Below are 21,477 nucleotides of genomic sequence, written 5' to 3' on the forward strand. Positions count from 1 at the left end.
CTATATGGCTTCAACGCATCATCACGAACCTGTAACGGCTGAGTTCCTAGAACTTTCGCCCGCTGCTCGCCGTCGGTTCATCCTGTTCATTGTTGCCGGGGTCGTGCTTATGGCCATCGGTCTGATTATGGCTGCCATGAACATTGGCGGCCATCACGAAGTAGCCGCAGCTCACGGCGCCTCTGAAGGTGCTGGGGCTTCGGTTGAGCATGGTGGCGACCATGCTCCCATTTGGCTTCGTCGTCTTTTTGCTAGCCTCTGGCAAAGCAACACCTACTTGATCGGCATATCGGTTGTAGGTACTGTATTTGTCGCAATAAACACAGTTGCCTACGCTGGTTGGTCGATCATCGTTCGCCGGATTGCAGAAGCATTTAGTGCGTGGCTGCTGCCGGGCTTGGCGATTATGCTGATTGTTTTCTTTGCGAGCGGGCACAACCTGTTTCACTGGCGTACGGAAGGCATCATGGATCCTGCTTCAGAGCACTATGATGCCATTATCGCAGGCAAGTCGGGCTTTTTAAACTTGCCTTTCTACCTGATCAGAATGGTGCTGTTTGTACTTATCTGGTGGTTTTTCTCCGAACGTTTACGCAAGCTTTCGCTTGAGGAGGATCAACTAGGTGGTACGGGCTTTTGGGACAAAAGCATCAATGTTTCGGCGCTCTTCCTTGTTCTGTTTGCCGTAACCTCGTCTATTGCCGCTTGGGACTGGGTGATGTCGATTGACACGCACTGGTTCTCCACTATGTTTGGGTGGTATGTATTCGCCTCGTGGTGGGTAGCCGGCATCGCAGCTATTCTGCTAACCGCTATCTTCTTAAAGCAAGCTGGTTACCTACGCTTCCTGAACTCAAACCACTTGCACGACCTAGGGAAGTTGATGTTTGGATTCAGCATCTTCTGGACCTACATCTGGTTCTCGCAGTTCATGCTGATCTGGTACGCAAACCTGCCTGAAGAATCTGTGTACTTCAATCAGCGTTTGGGTGGGTTTAATGGTCAATACACGTGGCTGTTCTTCTTCAACCTGATCATCAACTTCGCATTCCCCTTCTTGGCTCTTATGACCCGGGACGCAAAGCGTCAAATGATTATGCTGAAGATCGTTGCCATTGCCGTATTGATTGGTCACTGGCTAGACTTCTACATGATGATCATGCCCGGAACGTTGAAGGCCGACAGTGGGTTTATCATAGAGATTGGTACCGCGCTGGTTTTCCTCGGCTCGTTCCTCCTACTTATGACGAAGCGTCTTTCACAGGCCTCGCTTATTCCTGTGAATCACCCCTTCGTAGAGGAAAGCGTTCATCACACTACCTAAGCCTTGCGCTGTTCGGACCACTGACTTTCACAACGTACAACTAATGATTGCTCTAGGTATCCTTCTGGCGCTGGTGCTTCTTCTGGTCGTGTTCGGCCTATTGTTCCGGCTTCAGATTCTGACATCCATTTTCTCGGGCAGCTACAATCGGCCGATTGGTCTGAGCAACCGAGTAAATGCCATATTAATGCTGGCCTTCCTGATCTTGGGTGGTGCCGCATTCGCTTACTCATTTGTCGATAATTTCGACAAGATGAACCCTCCGATTGCTTCTGTGCACGGGGTTCATACTGAGAAGCTTTTTTGGACTACGATGGTCGTTATCGGCATCGTATTCGTAATCACCCAGGTAGCATTGTTCGTTTATTCGTACCGCTACCAGTACCGCGAAGGGCGTCGTGCTTTCTTCTTCTCTCACAACAATAAGATCGAAATCATTTGGACTGTTATCCCCGCTGTGGTGATGTCCGGTTTGATTTTCGGCGGCTGGAAGGAGTGGACTAGCATCATGGGCCCCGCTCCTAAGGATGCCATTGAAGTAGAGGTGATGGGCAAGCAATTCAACTTTCTTGTGCGTTACCCTGGTCGCGACCAAAAGCTTGGTAACATCAACTACCGGTTGATTGACGCAACCAACGAGTTCGGCTTCGATTTAAATGACCAGCGTGGCATGGACGACTTTACCGCTGGTGAAGTTCACGTGCCGAAAGGCCACCCGGTGTTGATGCGTATCCGTTCGCGCGACGTGCTGCACGCTGTCTACGCTCCGCACTTCCGTGTGCAGATGTACGCCGTACCTGGTATGCCAACCAAGTTTTGGTTTACTCCTACGAAGACCACCGATGAGATGCGGGCGCAAACTGGCAACCCAAATTTCAATTATGAAATTGCCTGCAACCAGATTTGCGGTCGTGGTCACTTTGCAATGAAAGCTACCATCATCGTGGATGAGCCTGAAGACTACATTGCTTGGTATTCGCAGCAAAAGCCATTCGTAGAGCAAAACCCAGATGTTTTGGCCGACTTCAAACAGAAAAAGGCTACGTCTGTTGAACAAGCACAGGCTTCTGCAGCAGTACCTACTGTTTCGGCAAAAGCCGCCCTCTAACGAGTAACCAATAAGCACGCTTTACTGATGGCTGCATCTAATATTCCGATGGGCTCGGCGCCTACCAGCGCGCCGCAAATCCAGCATCACGTAGCCGGCGACCACCACGACGAGCACCATGATGAAGGCAACTTCTTGACGAAGTACGTCTTCAGCACGGACCACAAGATGATTGCTAAGCAATTCCTGATTTCAGGTATTGCTTGGGCTTTCATCGGTGCGACGCTCTCCACGCTGTTCCGCATTCAGCTTGGGTGGCCCGACGCTCAGCTTACCTGGCTCGAGCCTTTGCTCGGCCGTTGGGTAGAAGGTGGTAAGCTCAACCCTGAATTCTACCTCGCATTGGTAACTATGCACGGCACCATTATGGTGTTCTTCGTGCTGACTGCTGGTTTGAGCGGTACGTTCTCAAACTTCCTCATTCCGCTGCAGATTGGTGCCCGTGACATGGCTTCGGGCTTCATGAACATGCTCTCGTTCTGGTTTTTCTTCCTGGCGGGTGTAGTAATGTTCGTGTCGCTTTTCCTTGAGACCGGTCCTGCTGCTGCTGGTTGGACAATCTACCCGCCGCTGAGCGCTCTGCCGCAAGCAATTCCTGGCTCAGGCGCTGGTCAAACTTTGTGGCTGGTATCGATGGCTTTGTTCATCGTTTCTCAGCTGCTGGGTGGTGTAAACTACATCACCACTGTAATTAACCTTCGTACGGCTGGTATGTCGATGGCTAAGCTGCCGCTTACTATCTGGTCGTTCTTCCTGACTGCAATTCTGGGCTTGTTGTCATTCCCGGTTCTTTTCTCAGCCGCTTTGCTGCTGATTTTTGACCGCTCGTTTGGCACCAGCTTCTTCCTATCGGATATCTACATTGGTGGTGAAGCTTTGAACCACGTTGGTGGTAGCCCGATCCTTTTCCAACACTTGTTCTGGTTCCTAGGTCACCCGGAGGTTTACATCGTGATCATGCCGGCAATGGGTATCGTTTCTGAAGTTATGGCCACGAATGCTCGTAAGCCTATCTTCGGTTATCGTGCCATGATTGGTTCGCTGATCGGTATTTCGCTGCTGTCGTTCGTTGTGTGGGCTCACCACATGTTCGTTACGGGCATGAACCCTTTCCTCGGTTCGGTGTTCATGTTCCTCACGCTGATTATCGCAGTTCCTTCGGCAGTTAAAACATTCAACTGGTTGGCTACGCTGTGGCGCGGTAATATCCGTTTCACGACAGCTATGCTCTTCGCCATCGGTTTCGTTTCGCTGTTCGTTTCCGGCGGTCTGACTGGTATCATTCTAGGTAACGCTGCCCTCGATATTCAGATGCACAACACCTACTTCGTGGTAGCTCACTTCCACTTGGTAATGGGTAGCTCTGCTTTCTTCGGCATGTTTGCTGGTGTTTACCACTGGTTCCCGAAGATGTTTGGCCGAATGATGGACGAAAAGCTTGGCTATGTTCACTTCTGGCTCACCATTCTGGCTGCTTACCTGGTGTTCCTGCCGATGCACTACGTTGGTATTGCTGGCTTTCCGCGTCGTTATTACGCCTACACAGCTTACGAAACGTTTAATCAGTTCGCTGACCTGAACACGTTCATCTCGATTGCGGCCATCTTCGCTTTCTTTGCCCAGTTCGTGTTCTTGTTCAACTTCGTGTACAGCATCTTCCGTGGCCGCCGCGCTACCGAGAACCCCTGGAATTCGAATACACTTGAGTGGACTACCCCAGTGGTGCCTGGTCACGGTAACTGGCCTGGTGCAATCCCTGCTGTGTACCGTTGGCCTTACGACTACAGCAAGCCAGGCGCTGAACAGGACTTTATTCCGCAACACATTCCGTACTCGCAGACCGTATCTTCGAACCTGCCGTACGAGCGCGAAATGGAATAAATCACTTTCCAATAAATGCAAAAAGGGAAGCCACAATTTGGCTTCCCTTTTTCTTTTTCATCCAATACGGTAGGAACTTCGCCGCCCCATCTGGTTTTACATTTTAGATGAACACACCAGCTTTCGAACGTCGTTTTAGGTTTGTTGCTACGCTCACATTGGTAGCGGTGTACATACTGATTTTGGTTGGCGGCATTGTTAGAAGCACCGGTTCAGGTATGGGCTGCCCCGACTGGCCTAAATGCTTTGGGCAATGGGTGCCACCTACTCATATCAGCCAATTGCCCGCCAACTACAAAGAGATTTACACCGCGCAACGAGTCGCTAAAAATAAGCGCGTTGCTAAGACTCTTGAAAGCCTAGGCTTTGCTGAAGTAGCTGCTAACATTTTTGCGCACCCCAACCAATACATCGAAACGGACTTCAATCCTGTAAAAACGTGGATTGAGTACCTGAACCGTTTGACCGGCGTCGTCATCGGCTTTCTGATAATGTTGACGATGGTAGCTGCATGGCCCTATCGTAAGCGCGACCCATTGATCTTCTGGGCGGCTTTCGCAAGCTTCATTACCGTTGGGGTGCAGGGTTGGCTGGGCTCTTTGGTAGTGTCGACCAACCTGCTGCCTGTCATGGTAACTATCCACATGAGCTTAGCATTGGTCTTGGTTGGGCTGCTCATTTGGGCTGTTGTACGGGCAAGTAAGGTTAGCACTTTTGCGCATAAGCAGCCTTTAGGCATTAGTGTGGCTATCCTATTAAGCCTCCTGGTAGCACTGACTTTCCTGCAAATTGTCTTGGGCACGCAGGTGCGCGAGGATATTGATATGGTGGCATTTGGAATGAACTACCTTAACCGCGAACTGTGGATTGCGAAGTTGGGTGGCGTCTTTCGATTTCACCGGACCTTCTCGGCGGTTTTGCTGATTGGTAATGTGTATGCAGCGGTACGCCTTTTTCAAACGGGTATTCCTAGCTTGGCTAAAATGGCATATGCCACCCTGTTAGTGCTGGTGATGGAAATCATTGCTGGCGTTACCCTTGCTTACTTTGCCATGCCGGCTGCTGCCCAGCCTATTCACCTCACCCTAGGCACGTTGCTGTTCGGAGTGCAATTCCTCGCTTTGGTGCAATACCAAAAGCTAATGCAAATTCCGCAAGCAAGCCCGCATACGGTTGTTGTTGCGTAACTTTGCGGCCCATTTGTAGCCGAATGCCCGGCTTGATTGTTTCTGCTGGTGATGACAAAGGCCAGGGCCTACTTCCAACTTCTGAAATTTCGGCTTTCGCTCACGGTAGCGTTTTCTGCGGCCATTGGCTTCATGCTTGGCCAGCGCGAATTTGCTTGGCGCAGTCATTGGGCAGAAGCGCTATTGGTGATGCTTGGAGGCTTGCTGGTAACAGGCTCGGCCAACACCATTAACCAAATCTACGAGAAGGACCTAGACCGGCTGATGAAGCGCACCGCCCAGCGCCCGTTGCCGCAAGGGGTGCTATCGGTAACGGAAGCTTGGATTTTTGTTGTCGTGACGGGAATGGCCGGTTTGGTGCTGTTGGGGTGGTATTTCAATCCGCTTACGGCCGCCATCTCGCTGCTTTCGTTAATCCTGTACGGTTTTATCTACACGCCGCTTAAGCGTATTTCGCCGATTTGTGTGGCAGTAGGCGCAATACCCGGAGGCTTGCCGCCCATGATCGGGTGGGTAGCCGCCACTGGTATGCTCACAGTAGAAGCATGGATTCTGTTTGGCATTCAGTTTATGTGGCAGTTCCCGCACTTCTGGGCTATTGCTTGGGTGCTGGACGAAGATTACAGTAAAGCTGGCTTCCGGATGCTACCTACCGCAGGCGGGCGCGATTTGCGCACGGCTTTCCAAATCATGACGTACACGCTGCTTCTCATTCCGTTGAGCTTGTTGCCTATGCAATTCGGGATGACGGGGAAAACTTCGGCACTTATTGCTGTGCTGTGCGGAGTTTTATTCTTGATGCAGACGTTTTACTTGATGCGTACAGGTTCCAAGAAAGCCGCGATGCGCATCATGTTTGGCTCTTTTCTGTACCTCCCAATTGTGCAGATAGCCTTGGTAATTGACAAACTCTAACATTTCGGATATGCATCCTTCCGAGTCGTTAAACAACAAGCAGGTCGCCCTAGGTATTCATCCGTTGCGCTTCCTGCTTTGGCTGATGATTATCAGCATCACCATGATGTTTGCCGCTTTTACCAGCGCCTACATCGTGCGCCGGGGTGAGGGCGGCTGGCTCGAGTTCGATCTGCCCTCGGGGCTAATCTTTAACTCGGTGGTGATACTGCTGAGCAGTGCTGCTATACAATGGGCATGGCATTCGGCGCGCCGCGACGAGCTGCGCCGGGTTCAAGTGGCCATGCTGATAACTTTTGCCCTAGGTGTTCTTTTCCTTTTTGGGCAGTGGCAGGTATGGCAGGAGTTGGTTCAGAGCAAGATTTTCTTTGGTGGGGCCGACAGCAATCCGGCGGGTTCTTTCGTATATGTGCTCACCGGTGTACACGGCTTTCACTTGATAACGGGTTTGGTTTTCCTGGTAGTGGTACTGCTTAAAAGTCTGCGTTTTCAGGTTCATTCCCGGCAAATGATGGCCATGACCAACGGAACCATCTATTGGCACTTCCTGGGTGGGCTTTGGTTGTACCTGTATTTGTTTCTACTTTTGAACCACTGATTCCGTTTTTCTCGCACACTATGGCCATTTCCACTACGGCAACGCAGAACGCCGCATACGAAGCGCCGCGCAGCGGCACCTGGGACGGCGGCAACGAACCTTTCAAGGCTAGCTATGGCAAGCTGATGATGTGGTTCTTTCTGCTGTCGGATGCATTCACGTTCGCGGCATTCCTGACCACCTACGGCATGGTGCGTCACCGCCACCTTGCTTACACCGGTACGCCCGAGGCGTTCAAATTCAGCACCGCTTATTGGCCCATTCCGGAGAAAGTATTCAACGCTTTCCCCGGCCTGCACGGTGTTGATATTCCTCTGGCTTTCGTGGCCTTGATGACCATGATCCTTATCGTGTCGTCGGTAACGATGGTATTGGCAGTGGAAGCTGGCCACCGCATGGACAAGGACGACGTGCAGAAGTGGCTGCTGTGGACTATCCTGTTCGGTGGCATGTTCTTGGGCTGCCAGGCTTGGGAATGGGCTCACTTTATCTCCGGTACCGACGAGGGTACGCTGATGGCCGATGGTACGCGCTTCTTTGGTGCTAACCTCACCATGAATCAGTACGGCCCGGTGCTATTCGCCGACCTGTTTTTCTTCATTACAGGTTTCCACGGTACCCACGTATTCTCGGGTGTCTGCCTTTTGGTGTACGCGTTTATCGCCACCACCAACGGCACCTTTCACAAACGTGGCCACTACGAAATGGTTGAGAAGATTGGCCTTTACTGGCACTTTGTAGACCTGGTGTGGGTATTCGTTTTCACCTTCTTCTACCTGATCTAATTGCTTGATAGTTGAATGGCTAAATGGCTGCATGTTCATCGGACATCAACCATTTAGCCATTTGGCTGTTTAAACCTCGTCATAACATGGCTCACCACGCTCCCGAAAACGATTACAATGCCGAAGGGCACGCAGTACACGGCAAGCCCAACGTGAAGCCCATTCTGCGTGCACTAGCGTGGATTGTAGGCATCACAGCCTTCGAATTCTTGCTGGCTTTCGTAATGGATGCAAGCACGCTGCGCAACTCGATTTTCATCATCCTGACCATTTTCAAAGCCTTCTTCATCGTTGCCGAGTTTATGCACTTGCGCCACGAAACAAAGGGCCTGATTTGGTCAATCATGATTCCGATGGCCCTGCTCATTTGGCTGCTGGTGGCCTTGGTGTCCGAAGGTAGCTTCGTAGGCGAAGCCATCTTCAGCGCTTACAAATAAGGCATGAGGCCCCAGAAAATCTTAATACTGGGCCTGCTTCTGCTCTTGCCGGTACTGGCGTTTCTGTTCTTATACAGCTTCGGTACCAACCATTTCGCGCTGCGCATTTTCTACCCAGTTCGTGTCGATTCGACGCAGGTGGGGGGAAGTGGCAGCGCGATACGGTTTTTCACCGAGTTGGTAATTTCCGTTTGCAGAACCAGTCGGGGCAGCTTGTTACCGCCAAAAACCTGGAAGGCAGTGTGTACGTGAGCAGCTTTTTCTCTGCCACTTGCACCAAGGAGTGCCTCAAGCTGAACAGCCAGTTGCAGCGGGTGCAGGAAAAATTCAGGAAGGAACCGCGCCTGAAACTGATTTCGTTTAGTGTTGATCCGCAGCACGACTCGGTGCCTGTGCTGGCCGGCTATGCCGAGCAGTACGGCGCCATTGCTGGCAAATGGTACTTTCTGACGGGAGCTGCGGACAGTGTGCAGCGCTTGGCCGTGCAGGATTACAAGATTGCCCAGACCGAGTCGGCAACTATCGGCTCGGCAGTTGGTTTAGTACATAGCCAACGGTTGGTTCTGGTCGACCGCGATAAGCAGATACGAGGCATCTACGACGGCCTCGACCCGAAAGACGTGGACCGGTTAATGACTGAAATTCGCATTTTGCTTTACACTTATGACCACGACTAGCACCGGCGTAGTGGCTGGCCCCGTAATGCCGCGCGGGTACAAAGTGGTAATGATTGCACTGGGCGTTATCATCCCGATAGCGGTAGCCGTGCTCTACTATTTTCCGCAGCTTTTCCGCATCGAAGGAGCTGACGTAAGTTTTCTGCCGGCGGTTAACGCCGGGCTTAATTCGCTCACGGCGGTTTGTTTGGTGCTGGGGTATTACTTCATCCGCAACAAGGATGTTGCTAAGCACCGGACCATGATGGGCACTGCCTTTTTGCTCGGATCAATTTTTTTAGTGTCGTACGTGGTGTACCACTCCCAAGCTGAAACCACGCGTTTCGGCGGAGAAGGACTCATCCGTTACGTGTACTACTTCGTGTTGCTGACGCACATTTTGCTGGCGGCGGTAACGGTTGGTTTGGTGCTGTTCACGCTGTACTTTGCCATATCCAACCAGTTTGCCAAGCACCGCAAAATTGCGCGCTGGACATACCCCATCTGGCTCTATGTGTCGGTTACAGGCGTAATCGTATATTTCATGATTGCGCCGTATTACGTACACTAGCTCCGACGGAACTTCACTTCTGAAAAGCTGTTGAAAGAAGTATGAAAAAGGTATTGTTTGCCGTTTTGCCGTTGCTGTTGGTAATGCTGTTGAGCATTGCCCCGCGTGCTAGCTATGCGCAATGCACTCTGTGCAAAAACAACGTTGAGTCGGCCCGCACTGATAAAGACGGGTACGACATTTCGGGACTCAACAAGGGCATTTTGTACATGATGGCGGCTCCCTACGTCATGGGTGGTTTGGTTGGGTTCTTCTGGTACCGCAACGTGCGCCGTAAACGCCAGCAGGCTGCCTAACAAAAGCACCGTTGCTACGCTCTAGGTGCTCGGCAGTCCTACGGGCAAGCGCAGAGCTAAAGCCTGCCTAGGCGCCAATTTGCTAGGCCTGCCCACGAGCTGAGGTGGACACAACCACCTAGGGCAACAAACCGATCAACGAATATGCTTTGCACGCAAATGCCGCCGCCTGGCGGCATTTTTGCTTATTGCCCCGTCGAATGCTAAGCAAGTGCTTAATCTTGCTCCGGTTACACCCACAACTTTTTTAGTGACGAAGCGCTTTTCACCGCTGGTGCTGCTGCTGGCGGCTTTGCTCTGCTTTTCGGGAGCTTTATTGAGCAACCACTTTACGGCGCCGGGGGTGCTGATGCAGGCCGATATGACGCGGCTACAGCAACTGCTTTCGGGGGCCGAGCAGCGGGCCGAGCGCGAGGCGGAAAGCTTGGCCGTGCAGCTGCTGCGCGGGCAAGGCAGTTTTGCAACGTTGCAGGGAGCTACGTACCCAACGTTTGTCTTTAAAGGTACGCAACTGCTCTATTGGTCCGACCACACCATTCGGCCAGATGCGCAAAACGTAGCCCAGGCTTTCCGCGACAAGCTGGTACGGATGCGGTTCGGTACCTATTTGGCCGTGCGCAGGCCAGCGGGCAACTTCACTATTCTCACGTACATCCCGCTCCAACGGCAATACGGTATTAGCAACCGCTACTTGCGCGAAGGGCCAGAGCAGGCATTGTTTAAGGGCTCGGATGTGCAGTTGCTGCCCAGCGCCGAGCACAACGACCAGTTGCCTAGGTTGTACTCGCACGAAGGGCACTACCTTTTCTCGGTTGAGAGCCGGCAGCCTAACCCCGTTACCGGCAAATACCTGCCGCTGGCGCTGCTGGTCGTGGGGGTAGGCTTGTATGTGGCCGCTGCCTTGTTGTTCGGCCACGGCCTATTTAAGCGGCGTAAGGCCGGGCTAGGAGCGGTGGCAGTGGTGGCACCATTGGTAGTGTTGCGCGCAGTCCTGCTTCATTTCAACCTGCCGTTTTCATTTATTGAGCTACCGCTGTTCGACCCCAAGGTGTACGCGGCCTCGTGGGTATCGCCGTCGTTGGGCGATTTGCTCATCAACGCCGCGTTGCTCTTGGTGGTGGCTTGGTACACGCTGTTGCTTTTCCGGCGCTACGGCCTGTTGCGGTACATGCGCAGGGTAAGCGGGCAACCCAAACGGCTAACGGCGGCCGCCCTCGTTTTTGTCGTGTTTTATGGGCTGTTGCTGCTGCTGTATCATTTTTACCTGAGCACGGCTACCAACTCGCAACTGGTGCTCGATGTAACGCAGAGCATCCAGTTCTCGCGTTTCAAATTGCTGCTTTGCGCCGCCATCGTGATGCACACGGGCAGCTATTGCTTGGGCTTTTGGTTGCTCACGCAGCTGTACATGGCCGTGGTGCGGCCGCAGCCCAAGCCAATTCACTTGTTGCTGCTGGGCGTGCCGGCCTTGCTGATTTTGCCGGTGGGCTTTGCTTTGGGCGAGCCGATGCTGGGGATACTCGGCCTGACGCTGTTGTTCTTTTTGCTGCTGCGCATATCGTCGCTGCGGCTGCTTTCGGGAGTATTGCCGTACCGCGTGTACGTGTTCGTGTTTCTGATGCTGGGCCTGAGCTCCAGCCTAGGCTCGTTGGCACTGTACCAGCACTTCAAGGATCAGCTAATCCTAAGCAAGCAACGAATGGCCGGCAACTTGCTGGTCGACAACGACCTGCAGGGCGAGTTTATGCTGGTGGAACGCGCCCGCGACATTGCCGCCGACCCCGCCATCCGCACGCGCCTGGCTAGCCCTTTTGCCGATCAGGACGTAGTAAGGCAGAAAATTGCCAAGTATTACCTGCGCGGCTATTTCGATAAGTACGAGGTGCAGGTTACGCTGTTCGACGCCAATGGTATCCCGATGGACGAGCCGGCCAGCACGCCCCGGTTGCCTGCCCTGCGGCCGTCGTTGCTGCAGCAAGCCATACCTACGGACTTACCCAATTTGTACCTGCTGAACCCAGCCGGCTCTTTTGATACGCGCCGGTACGTTGCATTTGTGCCGGTGCCCACGGTGGCGGGCGATGTGGCCACCGTAATGCTGCAACTCACCCTAAAAAAGCTCACGGCCAACAGCGTAGTACCCGAGCTGCTGGTCGATCAGAACTTCTTTCAGCCGGGCCTAGGCAACGAGCTAAGCTACGCCGGCTACGAGTACGACCGGTTGGTGTACAGCGAGGGCGACTTCGACTACGTGAACAACTTGCCCGTGCCCGCCCTGCACGACGAACGCCTTTATACCGCTGGCGTGGTACTCAACGGCGGGCACCACCTAGGGGTAAAAGGCCCCCAGCACCGCAGCGTGGTGGTATCGACGCCCACGTACGCCGTGGCCGAGTGGCTAGCCAATTTCTCGTTCTGGTTTTTGCTGCATACGCTGGGCGGCGTGCTGGCGGGCGTGGTAGTGGTGCTGGTGCGGGGCCGGCACCCGCAGCTTTCGCGCGCCACGTTCAGCGCCAAAATTCAGCTGTTCCTGAACATCGGCATTCTGATGACGCTGCTGGTGGTAAGCCTGGCCACGGCCAGCCTGTTCACCGACACCTACAAGCGCGATTTGCGCCGCACCTACGAGCGCCGCGGCCAGCTGGCGCAGGCCACGCTGCTCAAAAACCGCGACCTGCTTACCGAGCCCGAAGGCCGCGAACGACTAACTGAGCTGGCCGAAAACGTTTCGACGCTAACGGAAGCTGACCTGAACCTGTACGACGCCAAGGGCCAACTGCTGGTGAGCAGCCAGCCGCTAATTTTTGAGTACGGCTTGGTAAGCGAGCTAATGAACCCCGAAGCCGTAACGGCCCTGGCCGAGCGCGGGCAGCCGCGTACTTTGGTAAACGAGCGAGCGGGGTCGTTGTCGTTTAATACGCTGTACCTGCCGCTTCGGGCGCAAACGGCCGCCCCGGGTGGGGGAGCGGTGCTGGGCTACGTGGGCATTCCGTTTTTCGATTCGGAAAAGGAGCTGAACACCAAGCTAACGGAGCTGACCACCACCATCCTGAACATCTTCACCGTGATGTTCATCTTGTTCTTGTTCCTCACGTTTGTAGCCACGCGCGTGCTCACGCAGCCGCTCAAGCTGATTACCGAAAAGCTGCGCCACACCACGCTCACGGGCCAAAACGAGCCGCTGGCCTACGAATCGAACGATGAAATTGGCCTACTCGTGCGCGAGTACAACACCATGCTGCACAAGCTCGAAGACAGCAAGCAGGAGCTGGCTATGCAGGAGAAGGAAGCCGCGTGGCGCGAAATGGCCCGGCAGGTGGCGCACGAAATCAAGAATCCGCTTACGCCCATGAAGCTGAGCCTGCAGTTTTTGCAGCGGGCCTTGGCCGAAAAGCGCGACAACATCGAGGAAATGATCGGGCGCATTTCGCAAACGCTCATCACGCAGATTGATGTGCTGACGGACATTGCCACCTCGTTCTCCAACTTCACCAACCTGCCCGCCATGCGCCCCGAGCGCCTAGGTATTGCCTCGGTGCTGCGGCGCTGCGTGGCCCTGCACCAGCACGTGCGCATGGAGGTAGAGCCCGGCGGCGAAGACGTGGTGGTGTACGCCGATGAAAGCCTGATCGTGCGCACCTTCAACAATTTGTTGCTGAATGCGTTGCAAGCGGTGCCAGAGGCGCGCAAGCCCGAGGTGGTGGCGCGCGTGCAGCTGCCCGCTCCGGGACTGGTGCGCATCAGCATTGAGGACAACGGCAGCGGCATTGCCGCCGACGTGCGCGACAACGTTTTCAAGCCCAACTTTACCACCAAGGAGAAAGGCTCGGGCATTGGCTTGGCCGTGGCTCGGCGCGGCATTGAGAGTGCCGGCGGTAAAATATGGTTTGAGACGACGGAAGGCCTAGGTACTACCTTCTTCATCGAGCTGCCGCAGGCGCCTAGCTTGTAATCTTAGTTGAAGCCCGGCGTCGGCAGGATTTTTCCGGCCGTATGCGACGTTAGCGTGCCGTACGTTATTTCGCCTTTGGGTTGCCGCCGCTCCGCCGCGAGCTTTCTATGTTGCCACTGATACGCTGCTACTTGCGCTGCTTTTTGCTGCTGGCTTTGCTGGCAGGTAGCGCATGGGCGCGTGCGCAACAGCGGCCCGAGCTCATGTCGTCGCGTAGGTGCGTGTGGGTGCGTGTGCCCGCCGGCCGCGACACCACCGAGTTTGTGCTTCGCGATTCGCTGACCGTAGTACCATCGTCGGTTTCCGTTTCGGTGCCGGGCCGAGCAGTGGCTTACGACCGCACCACCGACCGTTACCGCATTCTGTGGCCGAGCAGCCGCGTGGCTTCGCCCGAGCCCACCGAGCCCGAACTGCGCCTGCCCACCAACCGGCCCGATTCGGTGCTGGTATGTTACCGCGTGCTGCCCATGCGCCTAGGTGCGCCGGTAGCGCGCCGGCCCAGGGGGCTGATGGATACCATTAGCTTCAACAACCGGCCGTTTACGGGGTACGCGGGCCTAGGTCAGCAGGAGCAGATTTTGTCCACGCCGGGCATCAACAAAACGGGCAACCTCACGCGGGGCGTTTCGTTCGGCAACGCCCAAAACGTGTTCGTCAACTCGGCGCTCAACCTGCAACTCGAAGGCAAGCTCACCGAGAAAATCGGGCTTACGGCAGCCATCAGCGACCAGAATGTACCGTTTCAGCCCGAGGGCAACACGCAGCAGCTGCAGGAGTTCGACCGCATCTACATCACCCTTACGCACCCAAATTGGGCGCTTACGGCCGGCGACGTGGTACTGCGTAACAAGCCCGATTACTTCCTGCGTTTTTACAAAAACGTGCAGGGCGCGGCGGCCGAGGCGCAGTTTTGGCAGCGGCCCGGCTGGCGCAGCTCCACCAACGTGGCGGCGGGCGTGGCCAAAGGCAAATTTGCCAGCACCACCGTCGAGCCTATTGAGAACGTGCAGGGGCCGTACCGCTTGCGCGGGCCCAACGGCGAGCAGTTTATTATCATTCTGGCCAACTCCGAGCGCGTGTACCTCGACGGCCGCCTGCTGGTGCGAGGGTTTGATAACGACTATGTCATTGACTACAACACGGCCGAACTCACGTTTTCGCCGCGGCACCTCATCACGCGCAACTCGCGCATTCGCGTTGATTACGAGTACTCCGATTTCAACTACGCCCGCTCACTCTACCACCTCAGCCACTACCAGGAGGCCGGGCGCCTGCAGCTGCACGCCAACTACTACCGCGAGGCCGATAACCCCGACAACTCGCCCAACCTCACGCTCGACGACGACGACCGCGACTTTTTGCGCCGCTTGCCCGAAAATGTGAGCATTGCCGCCACGCCCGGCGCCGACTCGGTGAATTACGACCGCCGCCAAGTGCAGTATAACCGCGTGCGCTACCGCGACCCCGCTACCGGCGAGCAGCGCTGGGTATTTGAGCTACTGACCGACTCGACGCGCAGCGTGTACAACGTGCGCTTCACGGATGTGGGCGAGGGCAACGCCGACTACGTGCTGAGCACCGACCCCAACAAAACCAACGCCAACGGCCGCGTGTACGAGTACGTGCCGCCCATTGGCGGCGTAGCGCGGGGGCGCTACCGGCCCGAGCGCCTGCTACCCACCCCGCTCGAAAAGCAGCTGATTTCGGCTGGTGCCAACTTCCGGGTCGATTCGACCACCTCGGTGTTCGTGGATGTGGCCTCGTCGGACCTCGACCTGAACCGTTTCTCGCCGCAATCGGATCAGGGCCACTCCATGCGCGTGGGTTACGCCGTGCACGACAAGCCCTTGGCCGTGCCGGGGCTGCGCAACTACCGCTTGCGCTCCGCCATGGATTACGAGTACACCAGCCGCCGCTTTTCGCCCATCGACCGCTACCGCGACATCGAGTTCGACCGGAACTGGAGCACCACTGCTACGCAGCAGAGCAACGGCATTGGCGGGCGCCTCTCGCGCGAAGACAACATCTTCAACTTTGCGGTGGGCGCTGCCAAGGACCTCAACAACCACTTTGGCTACCGCGTGAGCCGGCGCTACCGGGCGGGCGAGGTAAGCGGCGTGCAACACTGGTTTGATGCCGCGCAGCGCGTGGGAGACGTGGAGCTGCGCGGCTCGCTGTTCTTGCTCGGAGCCGAAGCTGGCCGGCGCCGCTCCAGCTGGACGCGCGGCGAAGGCGCCGTGCGCTACGCCCGCGGCCCGGTGGTGCCCGGCTACGCCTACCGCTTCGATAAAAACCGCGTAGCGCTGCCTTCGGGCGACTCGCTCTCGTCGGCTAATTACTTCGACGAGCATGCTGTGTTTCTGCAAAGTCAGGACAGCGCCCGCACCAAATACCGCCTCGATTACACCTACCGCCGCGACCGTACGCCCAACGCCGAGCAAACCGCCCTGCAGCTGCGCGGCACCGCCCAAACCTGGCAGGGCCAGCTCACCACGCGCATCGGCCGCAACCAAGATTTGAGCCTGCTGGCCACGTACCGCGACTTGCTGGCCCGCGACAGTGCCCGGCAGCGCACGGCCCTAGGTCAGTTGGCCTGGAACGTGGCCTTGCTGCAGGGGCAGGTGCGCTCCGAGCTGACCTACAACGTAGCCACGGGCCGCGAACCGAAGCGCGATTACGTGTTCATACCGGTGCCCAGCGGCCAGCAGGGGCAAGGCACGCACTACTACGCCGGCGACCTGAACAACAACGGCCGCCAAGACAAAGAGGAGTTTTTGGAGGCCGCCACGCCCGATGCGGTGTTCCGCACCCACATCAAGGTATTTCTCTTTACCGATACCTACGTTACGGCCTTCACCAACCGCTTTGGTTACCGCCTGCTGCTGGCTGCACCTAGGGAGTGGCGCGATGGCAGCGGCTGGCGAGCCATGCTAGCTCGGTTTAGCAACGTGAGCAGCGTCAACCTCGATCGGCGCACCACTGAAAAGTCGCTGTCGGCGCGCCTGAACCCGTTTGCGTACCAAACCAACGACGAGCAGCTGTTGTCGCTCAACAAGCTCTTGCGCAACACGCTGTACTTCAATCGTTCCAATCCGGTGTTCGGCGCCGAGCTAACCGTGCTGCAAAACCAGCAGAAGACACTGCTCACCACCGGCACCGACACGCGCAACCTCGCCAGCCAAAGTGTGCTGCTGCGCCGCACCCTGGCGCAATCGTTTACCTCGCGCCTCACGGCCACGCGCAGCATCCGCGAAAACAGCAGCACGTACCTGCTCACGCGCAACTTCCGCATCCGGCAGTACGAGGTAGCGCCCGAGCTGAGCTTCCAGCCCACGGGCACGTGGCGCTTTACGGGCACCTACCAGCACACCACCAAGGAAAACGTGTTCGGCCCCGAAACCGGTGCCCGCGGTGCTTTCGATGAGCTGGGTGTCGAAACGCGCATCAGCCAGGTGAACAAGCGCACGGTTACGGCCGCCAGCCGCTACGTGCGCGTGGCCTACAGCGGCGACCAAGCCTCCGAAGCTTCGGTTGTAGGCCTCGAAATACTGCAGGCCCTGCGCCCCGGCAACAACGTAACCTGGACGATAAACTTGGAGCAGCGCCTCAGCAACGGCCTTAACATCACCATCAGCTACGACGGCCGCAAACCCGATGGCCTGCGCAGCATTCATACCGGGCGTATGCAGGCTTCGGTGTTGTTTTAAGTCCCTGAAATCCTAGGTGCTCTTAGTAGCGCCAATAACTAGCGCGTCGTACCGGGGCTTGCTTGCCCACCTTCTTGGTAATGTCGCGCTGGCGGAAGCAGAAATCGAACGGGTGGTTGCTGCGCAAGGCGCGCAGCGTTAGCTCGGCGCAAGCCAAGGCGTCGGAAAGGCTGTCGTGGTGGTTTAGCTCGATGCCGAAATGAGCCGACAGCTCGCTTAGCTTGCTGCGCCCGATGTGCGGAAAGGCATCCTTGCAGAGCTTGATTGAGCACATGCTGAAAAACTCGGGCATGGGCAGCTGGTGCGTGGCTAAGCTGTGCTGCAGCACGCTCACATCGAAGGAAGCGTTGTGCGCTACCACCAATTGCCCCTGCACGTAGTGCTCGATGCTGGACCACAATTGCAGCAGCGTAGCGGCGGGGCGCAGTTGCTCGGCCGATATGCGGTGGATGCTGTAGTTGATGCCCGACACGCGCAGCTCGGGCGGACGAATGAGGTGCTGCTCGCGCGCTACAACGTTGCCGCCGCGCACTTGCACAATGCCAATGGAGCAGGCGCTGTCGCGCTTCTCGTACGCCGTCTCAAAGTCAATAGCCGTGAAGTTGAACTCCTGAAGGTCTTGGAGAATGCGTTGCTGCATGGCTGCGCGGTAAACAGAAGGTGGGTAATGCGCCGGGCCTTGCCCGAAAAGCGGCATGCAATTACGCACTCTGCGGCCGCAACAACCCTACGGCAACGGCGCTTTTTGCCCGGCCGCTACCGTGGGGCGTGGCCGCACCAACGTGTAAAGCAGGCGGCCACGCCGAAGCTCGGCACCTTGCAGGCGCAGGCTGTAGAGGCGTACCGTGTCGGGTGTGCTTTCGTAGGCCAGGCGGCGTCGGCGCGGCGTGTTAGCATCGAGCAGCACGTAGTCGAGGTTGTTGGCGTGGGTTTCGGCGAAATCGGTGGCGGCTTGGTAGCTGCGGTAGCGCCCCAGGCCACGTATGCTGCCATCGGCACCTAGGCGCACCTGGTTGCGGCGCCCAGCCGAATCGGTAGCCGCGTAGGTGCCGGCTAGTAGTTGCTGGTGCACGAAGCGTTGCACAGCGCTGGCCTCGGTGCCCGCGGCAGTGGGGTTGCGCTGCAGCCTGACATAGCGCTCCGAGGCCAGCTGCCGGCCGCCCTTGCTGTAGCGGTTGAGCAGCAGGGTAGTGTCGGCCAAGCGCTTGTCGTAGGCTAGCTCAAAGGCATCGTCGGGCTTTTCGGCGTTGCGGTAGTTGGTGGGCAATGCCTTTTCGGCGGCACCCGGGCGGAAATACACCGTTAGCTCGCCGGCTTCGTGGTTGTTCAGGTTCAGCGCTACGCGCAGGCTATCGGCCGAGCGCGTGGCCGGGTTGATACGCAGGGCGGCAATACCCTGCAGCGCCGCCGCGGCTTGCAACGGCGAGCGGGTTCGGGCTATTTCGGCCATGTATGCCTCCTTAACCCACACGCCGCGCAGCATGGGGCCGTACTCGCGGGCCAGCGCCTCCACAGCAGCAGGCGTTACCGATTCGGCCGTGGAGGCTGGGTTGCGCTCGGCATCCTGCTGGCCGCGTTGGCAACCGAGCAATAAGCCGCCGCTCGAAAGCAAAGTGAATAAGAAGGGACGCGGGAAACCGGGCATGAAGACAGAAAAGAAGTTATTGGCCTTTACCGCAACTCGGCGCTTTGCGTTGCCCTAGGTGGTGTAGCGCCATGTAGCGCGGACTTTGTAGTCCGCGTCCACAGATAGTAAAATCAATCGTTGCGCGGTAGCGCGTGTAGCGCGGACTTCAGTCCGCGTTGGCGTGAACAGCCGGTCATGCGCGGTTTCGCACCTACGATTTCGTGCTGGCAAAGGTGGGCTAAAGCCCGCGCTACACGCGCTGTATCCCTAGGTCAAAAATTGCTATCTGTGGACGCGGACTACAAAGTCCGCGCTACACCGCGCAACGTGACCTGGGGCATCCTAGCGCGTAATGGCTTTCCGCACCACTTCAGCCAAAGGCAACTCGGTTTGGCCGGCGGGCTTCTGGGCTTGCTCTAGTTGCTTTTGCGCGGCCGCCAACCATTCGGCGGAAGCTGGTTTGCCCTTCTCCAATTGCTCAAGGCGCTGCAGCATCAGGGTTGATACAACGGTAAGCTGCGTGGAAAGCGGAGCGTACTCGCGCAGGCTGGGATTGGCTTGCAGCAGCGGCTGCACCAGGGCATCGTTCTGCTGCCATTGTTTTAGCTGCGTGCGCAGGCGGGCCAGCTGCCGCCGCGTTTCGGGGGTGTGCGGCAACTGCGTAGTAAGCGCCCGCGGATAGGAGAGCAGGCTATCGAGCGTCGCGCCAAACTGCCGCACCACTTCCGACTCGGCCGGTGCCGCATCAACCAAGCGGTTGAGCGGCGTTTGCGTGGTGTATTTGAAGCCCTGAAAATGGCGCTTGTATTCTTTAACGGGCTCCAGTGCGTGGGCCAAGGTGCGCAGCGGGGCCACATCGTGGCCGGCGGCCATCATGCCCAGCAGCTGCTCGGGTGCGCGGCGGTGTTGCAGACCCAGGCCTTCGAGCTGCGCCGATATAGCACCTAGGCGGCGGTACATATCGGGCACGTTGGTAACCGTAGCCTCCGACCACAACCGCTCGGCCACGGCCGCTGCCCGGGGCCACGTCCGCGAATCGTAAATAACCGAATCGGCAAACTCCGACCACATGGTAGCCTCGCCGCCGAGGATGCGTTTCTTCTCTTCGTCGGTTAGGGGTGCATCGGCAGGCACGGGGTCGGGGGCGTAGTGCGAAGCGGCGGTTAAGTACAGATCGATGTAGTAGCCATTCGATAGAATAGCCTGGTGGCCCGCTTTGGCGGCTTCGTAGAGGCCTTTTTTGCCGCGCCAGCTCTGGATTACAGCATCGGGCGGCAGCCCAGGGCCCAGGATTTCGTCCCAGCCGACCATGCGCTTCTGGTACTTCGTCAGCATGGTCAGTACGCGGCGGTTAAAGGCCGTTTGCAGCGCGTGCTTGTCCACCGAGCCGTCGCGCTTTACCATGCCTTGCTGGCGCATGTACTGGGCAATGCGCGGGTTGCGGCGCCACTGCCGGCCGTCGTTTTCGTCGCCGCCGATGTGAAAGTACGGGTCGGGGAACAACGCCGTCATTTCGGCAAACAGCTTGTCGAGCAGCTCGTAAGTCGACTCCTTGGTGGGGTCCATGGCAATGTTCAGCACGCCCCAGCGCGGCGATACGCCGTACGTCGAGTCGTTGGAAGCCAGCTCGGGGTAAGCCGCCAGCCAAGCCGTAGCGTGGCCCGGTACATCGAACTCGGGCACCACCCGAATGCCGCGCGCCTGGGCATACTGCAGCACTTCGCGCACCTGCTCCTGGGTGTAGTAGCCGTTGGCGCCGCCCACTTGATGCAGCTTGGGCAGTACTTTGCTTTCTATTCGAAAACCTTGGTCGTCGGTAAGGTGCCAGTGCAGCACGTTCAGCTTCACCGCCGCCATGGCATCGAGGTTGCGCTTTATAACCGAAACGGGCAAAAAGTGCCGGGCCGGATCGAGCAGCAGCCCCCGCCACGGAAAGCGCGGTTGGTCTTGTATCTCTACTTCGGGCAAGTAGCTGCGCTTGGCGTCGCCTTGCGGCAGTTGCTCTAGGGTGGCCAAAGCCCGCAGCACACCTAGGGAAGTAGGCGCATCAATGGTAACGCCGTTGGGCGTTACGCGCAGGCTGTAGCGTTCCTCATCAAACTGCTCCATGCGGCCAAGCTTGCCGTACCGGATTTGCAGCGGCAAGGCAGTGGTTGCGGCCGTGCCGTTTCGTCGTAGGCGGTCGAGGGTGCGCGTAACGGCGGCGCGCAGTTGGGCGTCTTCGGGGCCGTCGAGTTGGGGCTTCAGCAGGGCTTTAGGTGCCAGCGAGGCCTTGCCCCAACTAACTTGGGTTGGCACGGGCAGGAGCTGGCGCGTATCGGTAGGCTGGGCAAAAGCGGCAAGCGGCAGGAGGAGCAGAAGCAAAAGCAAACGAAGCATAGGGCGAGTTTACGGCGAAGCGCCCGAGCAGGCGCAATTTCTTTGCCGTTTAGC

The 21,477-nt window shown here is 57.1% G+C and carries 16 protein-coding genes; 13 read left to right on the plus strand and 3 right to left on the minus strand.

Features of this window, described 5'->3' with window-relative positions; translation table 11 throughout:
* Window positions 1–4 precede the first annotated feature (4 nt).
* The 13 genes from D3Y59_RS00365 (at window position 5) to D3Y59_RS00425 (ending at window position 17,417) form a co-directional block, all read left to right on the plus strand.
* Window positions 5–1,324: a quinol:cytochrome C oxidoreductase gene (locus D3Y59_RS00365; protein ID WP_240410434.1), complete on the plus strand. Its 1,320-nt coding sequence runs from the start codon at window positions 5–7 to the stop codon at window positions 1,322–1,324.
* Between the two features lie 43 nt (window positions 1,325–1,367).
* A complete protein-coding gene (locus D3Y59_RS00370) occupies window positions 1,368–2,432 on the plus strand; it encodes a cytochrome c oxidase subunit II (RefSeq protein WP_119443232.1) in 1,065 nt (354 codons plus the stop codon).
* 48 nt (window positions 2,433–2,480) lie between these two features.
* Window positions 2,481–4,313, plus strand: coding sequence for a cytochrome c oxidase subunit I (locus D3Y59_RS00375; protein ID WP_119443233.1), 1,833 nt, complete (start codon window positions 2,481–2,483; stop codon window positions 4,311–4,313).
* Window positions 4,314–4,420: 107 nt separating this feature from the next.
* Entirely contained in the window at window positions 4,421–5,500 is a 1,080-nt protein-coding gene (locus tag D3Y59_RS00380; RefSeq protein WP_119443234.1) for a COX15/CtaA family protein, read from the plus strand.
* Between the two features lie 51 nt (window positions 5,501–5,551).
* A complete protein-coding gene (gene cyoE, locus D3Y59_RS00385) occupies window positions 5,552–6,415 on the plus strand; it encodes a heme o synthase (RefSeq protein WP_119446256.1) in 864 nt (287 codons plus the stop codon).
* 10 nt (window positions 6,416–6,425) lie between these two features.
* Window positions 6,426–7,013: a cytochrome c oxidase subunit 3 gene (locus D3Y59_RS00390; protein WP_119443235.1), complete on the plus strand. Its 588-nt coding sequence runs from the start codon at window positions 6,426–6,428 to the stop codon at window positions 7,011–7,013.
* 26 nt (window positions 7,014–7,039) lie between these two features.
* Complete coding sequence (locus D3Y59_RS00395; protein WP_119446257.1) at window positions 7,040–7,798, plus strand: cytochrome c oxidase subunit 3; 759 nt, start codon at window positions 7,040–7,042, stop codon at window positions 7,796–7,798.
* Between the two features lie 86 nt (window positions 7,799–7,884).
* Window positions 7,885–8,235, plus strand: coding sequence for a cytochrome C oxidase subunit IV family protein (locus D3Y59_RS00400; protein WP_119443236.1), 351 nt, complete (start codon window positions 7,885–7,887; stop codon window positions 8,233–8,235).
* A gap of 71 nt (window positions 8,236–8,306) precedes the next feature.
* Window positions 8,307–8,912 carry an SCO family protein gene (locus D3Y59_RS00405; RefSeq protein WP_262696976.1) on the plus strand — a complete coding sequence of 202 codons (606 nt, stop codon included), beginning with the start codon at window positions 8,307–8,309 and terminating at the stop codon, window positions 8,910–8,912.
* Window positions 8,899–9,462 carry a DUF420 domain-containing protein gene (locus tag D3Y59_RS00410; RefSeq protein WP_240410436.1) on the plus strand — a complete coding sequence of 188 codons (564 nt, stop codon included), beginning with the start codon at window positions 8,899–8,901 and terminating at the stop codon, window positions 9,460–9,462. Before D3Y59_RS00405 ends, D3Y59_RS00410 begins: the two co-directional genes overlap by 14 nt.
* A gap of 41 nt (window positions 9,463–9,503) precedes the next feature.
* Window positions 9,504–9,758, plus strand: coding sequence for a hypothetical protein (locus tag D3Y59_RS00415; RefSeq protein WP_119443238.1), 255 nt, complete (start codon window positions 9,504–9,506; stop codon window positions 9,756–9,758).
* Between the two features lie 250 nt (window positions 9,759–10,008).
* The gene (locus D3Y59_RS00420; RefSeq protein WP_119443239.1) at window positions 10,009–13,710 is read left to right on the plus strand and encodes a sensor histidine kinase; all 3,702 of its coding nucleotides are present in this window, start codon (window positions 10,009–10,011) and stop codon (window positions 13,708–13,710) included.
* A gap of 107 nt (window positions 13,711–13,817) precedes the next feature.
* Window positions 13,818–17,417: a hypothetical protein gene (locus tag D3Y59_RS00425; RefSeq protein WP_119443240.1), complete on the plus strand. Its 3,600-nt coding sequence runs from the start codon at window positions 13,818–13,820 to the stop codon at window positions 17,415–17,417.
* A gap of 22 nt (window positions 17,418–17,439) precedes the next feature.
* Here the strand turns inward: D3Y59_RS00425 and D3Y59_RS00430 are convergent, their stop codons facing one another.
* From D3Y59_RS00430 to D3Y59_RS00440, 3 genes are all read right to left on the minus strand, one after another.
* On the minus strand, window positions 17,440–18,057 hold the full coding sequence (locus D3Y59_RS00430; RefSeq protein WP_162910431.1) for a 3'-5' exonuclease: 618 nt from the start codon (window positions 18,055–18,057) through the stop codon (window positions 17,440–17,442).
* Window positions 18,058–18,144: 87 nt separating this feature from the next.
* Entirely contained in the window at window positions 18,145–19,062 is a 918-nt protein-coding gene (locus D3Y59_RS00435) for a hypothetical protein (protein WP_162910432.1), read from the minus strand.
* A gap of 324 nt (window positions 19,063–19,386) precedes the next feature.
* Window positions 19,387–21,408, minus strand: coding sequence for a beta-N-acetylhexosaminidase (locus D3Y59_RS00440; protein WP_240410438.1), 2,022 nt, complete (start codon window positions 21,406–21,408; stop codon window positions 19,387–19,389).
* Between the last annotated feature and the right edge of the window lie 69 nt (window positions 21,409–21,477).

Origin of the sequence: Hymenobacter oligotrophus, assembly GCF_003574965.1 — a bacterium.
GTDB classification, from domain to species: domain Bacteria; phylum Bacteroidota; class Bacteroidia; order Cytophagales; family Hymenobacteraceae; genus Solirubrum; species Solirubrum oligotrophum.

What these genes read in the sequence shown, in the direction of transcription:
- D3Y59_RS00375 (WP_119443233.1), top strand. Translation starts at nt 2,481, where the DNA reads ATGGGCTCGGCGCCTACCAGCGCGCCGCAAATCCAGCATCACGTAGCC.
- cyoE (WP_119446256.1), top strand. Translation starts at nt 5,552, where the DNA reads ATGACAAAGGCCAGGGCCTACTTCCAACTTCTGAAATTTCGGCTTTCG.
- D3Y59_RS00425 (WP_119443240.1), top strand. Translation starts at nt 13,818, where the DNA reads ATGTTGCCACTGATACGCTGCTACTTGCGCTGCTTTTTGCTGCTGGCT.
- D3Y59_RS00430 (WP_162910431.1), bottom strand. Translation starts at nt 18,057, where the DNA reads ATGCAGCAACGCATTCTCCAAGACCTTCAGGAGTTCAACTTCACGGCT.
- D3Y59_RS00370 (WP_119443232.1), top strand. Translation starts at nt 1,368, where the DNA reads ATGATTGCTCTAGGTATCCTTCTGGCGCTGGTGCTTCTTCTGGTCGTG.
- D3Y59_RS00415 (WP_119443238.1), top strand. Translation starts at nt 9,504, where the DNA reads ATGAAAAAGGTATTGTTTGCCGTTTTGCCGTTGCTGTTGGTAATGCTG.
- D3Y59_RS00410 (WP_240410436.1), top strand. Translation starts at nt 8,899, where the DNA reads ATGACCACGACTAGCACCGGCGTAGTGGCTGGCCCCGTAATGCCGCGC.
- D3Y59_RS00390 (WP_119443235.1), top strand. Translation starts at nt 6,426, where the DNA reads ATGCATCCTTCCGAGTCGTTAAACAACAAGCAGGTCGCCCTAGGTATT.
- D3Y59_RS00365 (WP_240410434.1), top strand. Translation starts at nt 5, where the DNA reads ATGGCTTCAACGCATCATCACGAACCTGTAACGGCTGAGTTCCTAGAA.
- D3Y59_RS00435 (WP_162910432.1), bottom strand. Translation starts at nt 19,062, where the DNA reads ATGCCCGGTTTCCCGCGTCCCTTCTTATTCACTTTGCTTTCGAGCGGC.
- D3Y59_RS00400 (WP_119443236.1), top strand. Translation starts at nt 7,885, where the DNA reads ATGGCTCACCACGCTCCCGAAAACGATTACAATGCCGAAGGGCACGCA.
- D3Y59_RS00380 (WP_119443234.1), top strand. Translation starts at nt 4,421, where the DNA reads ATGAACACACCAGCTTTCGAACGTCGTTTTAGGTTTGTTGCTACGCTC.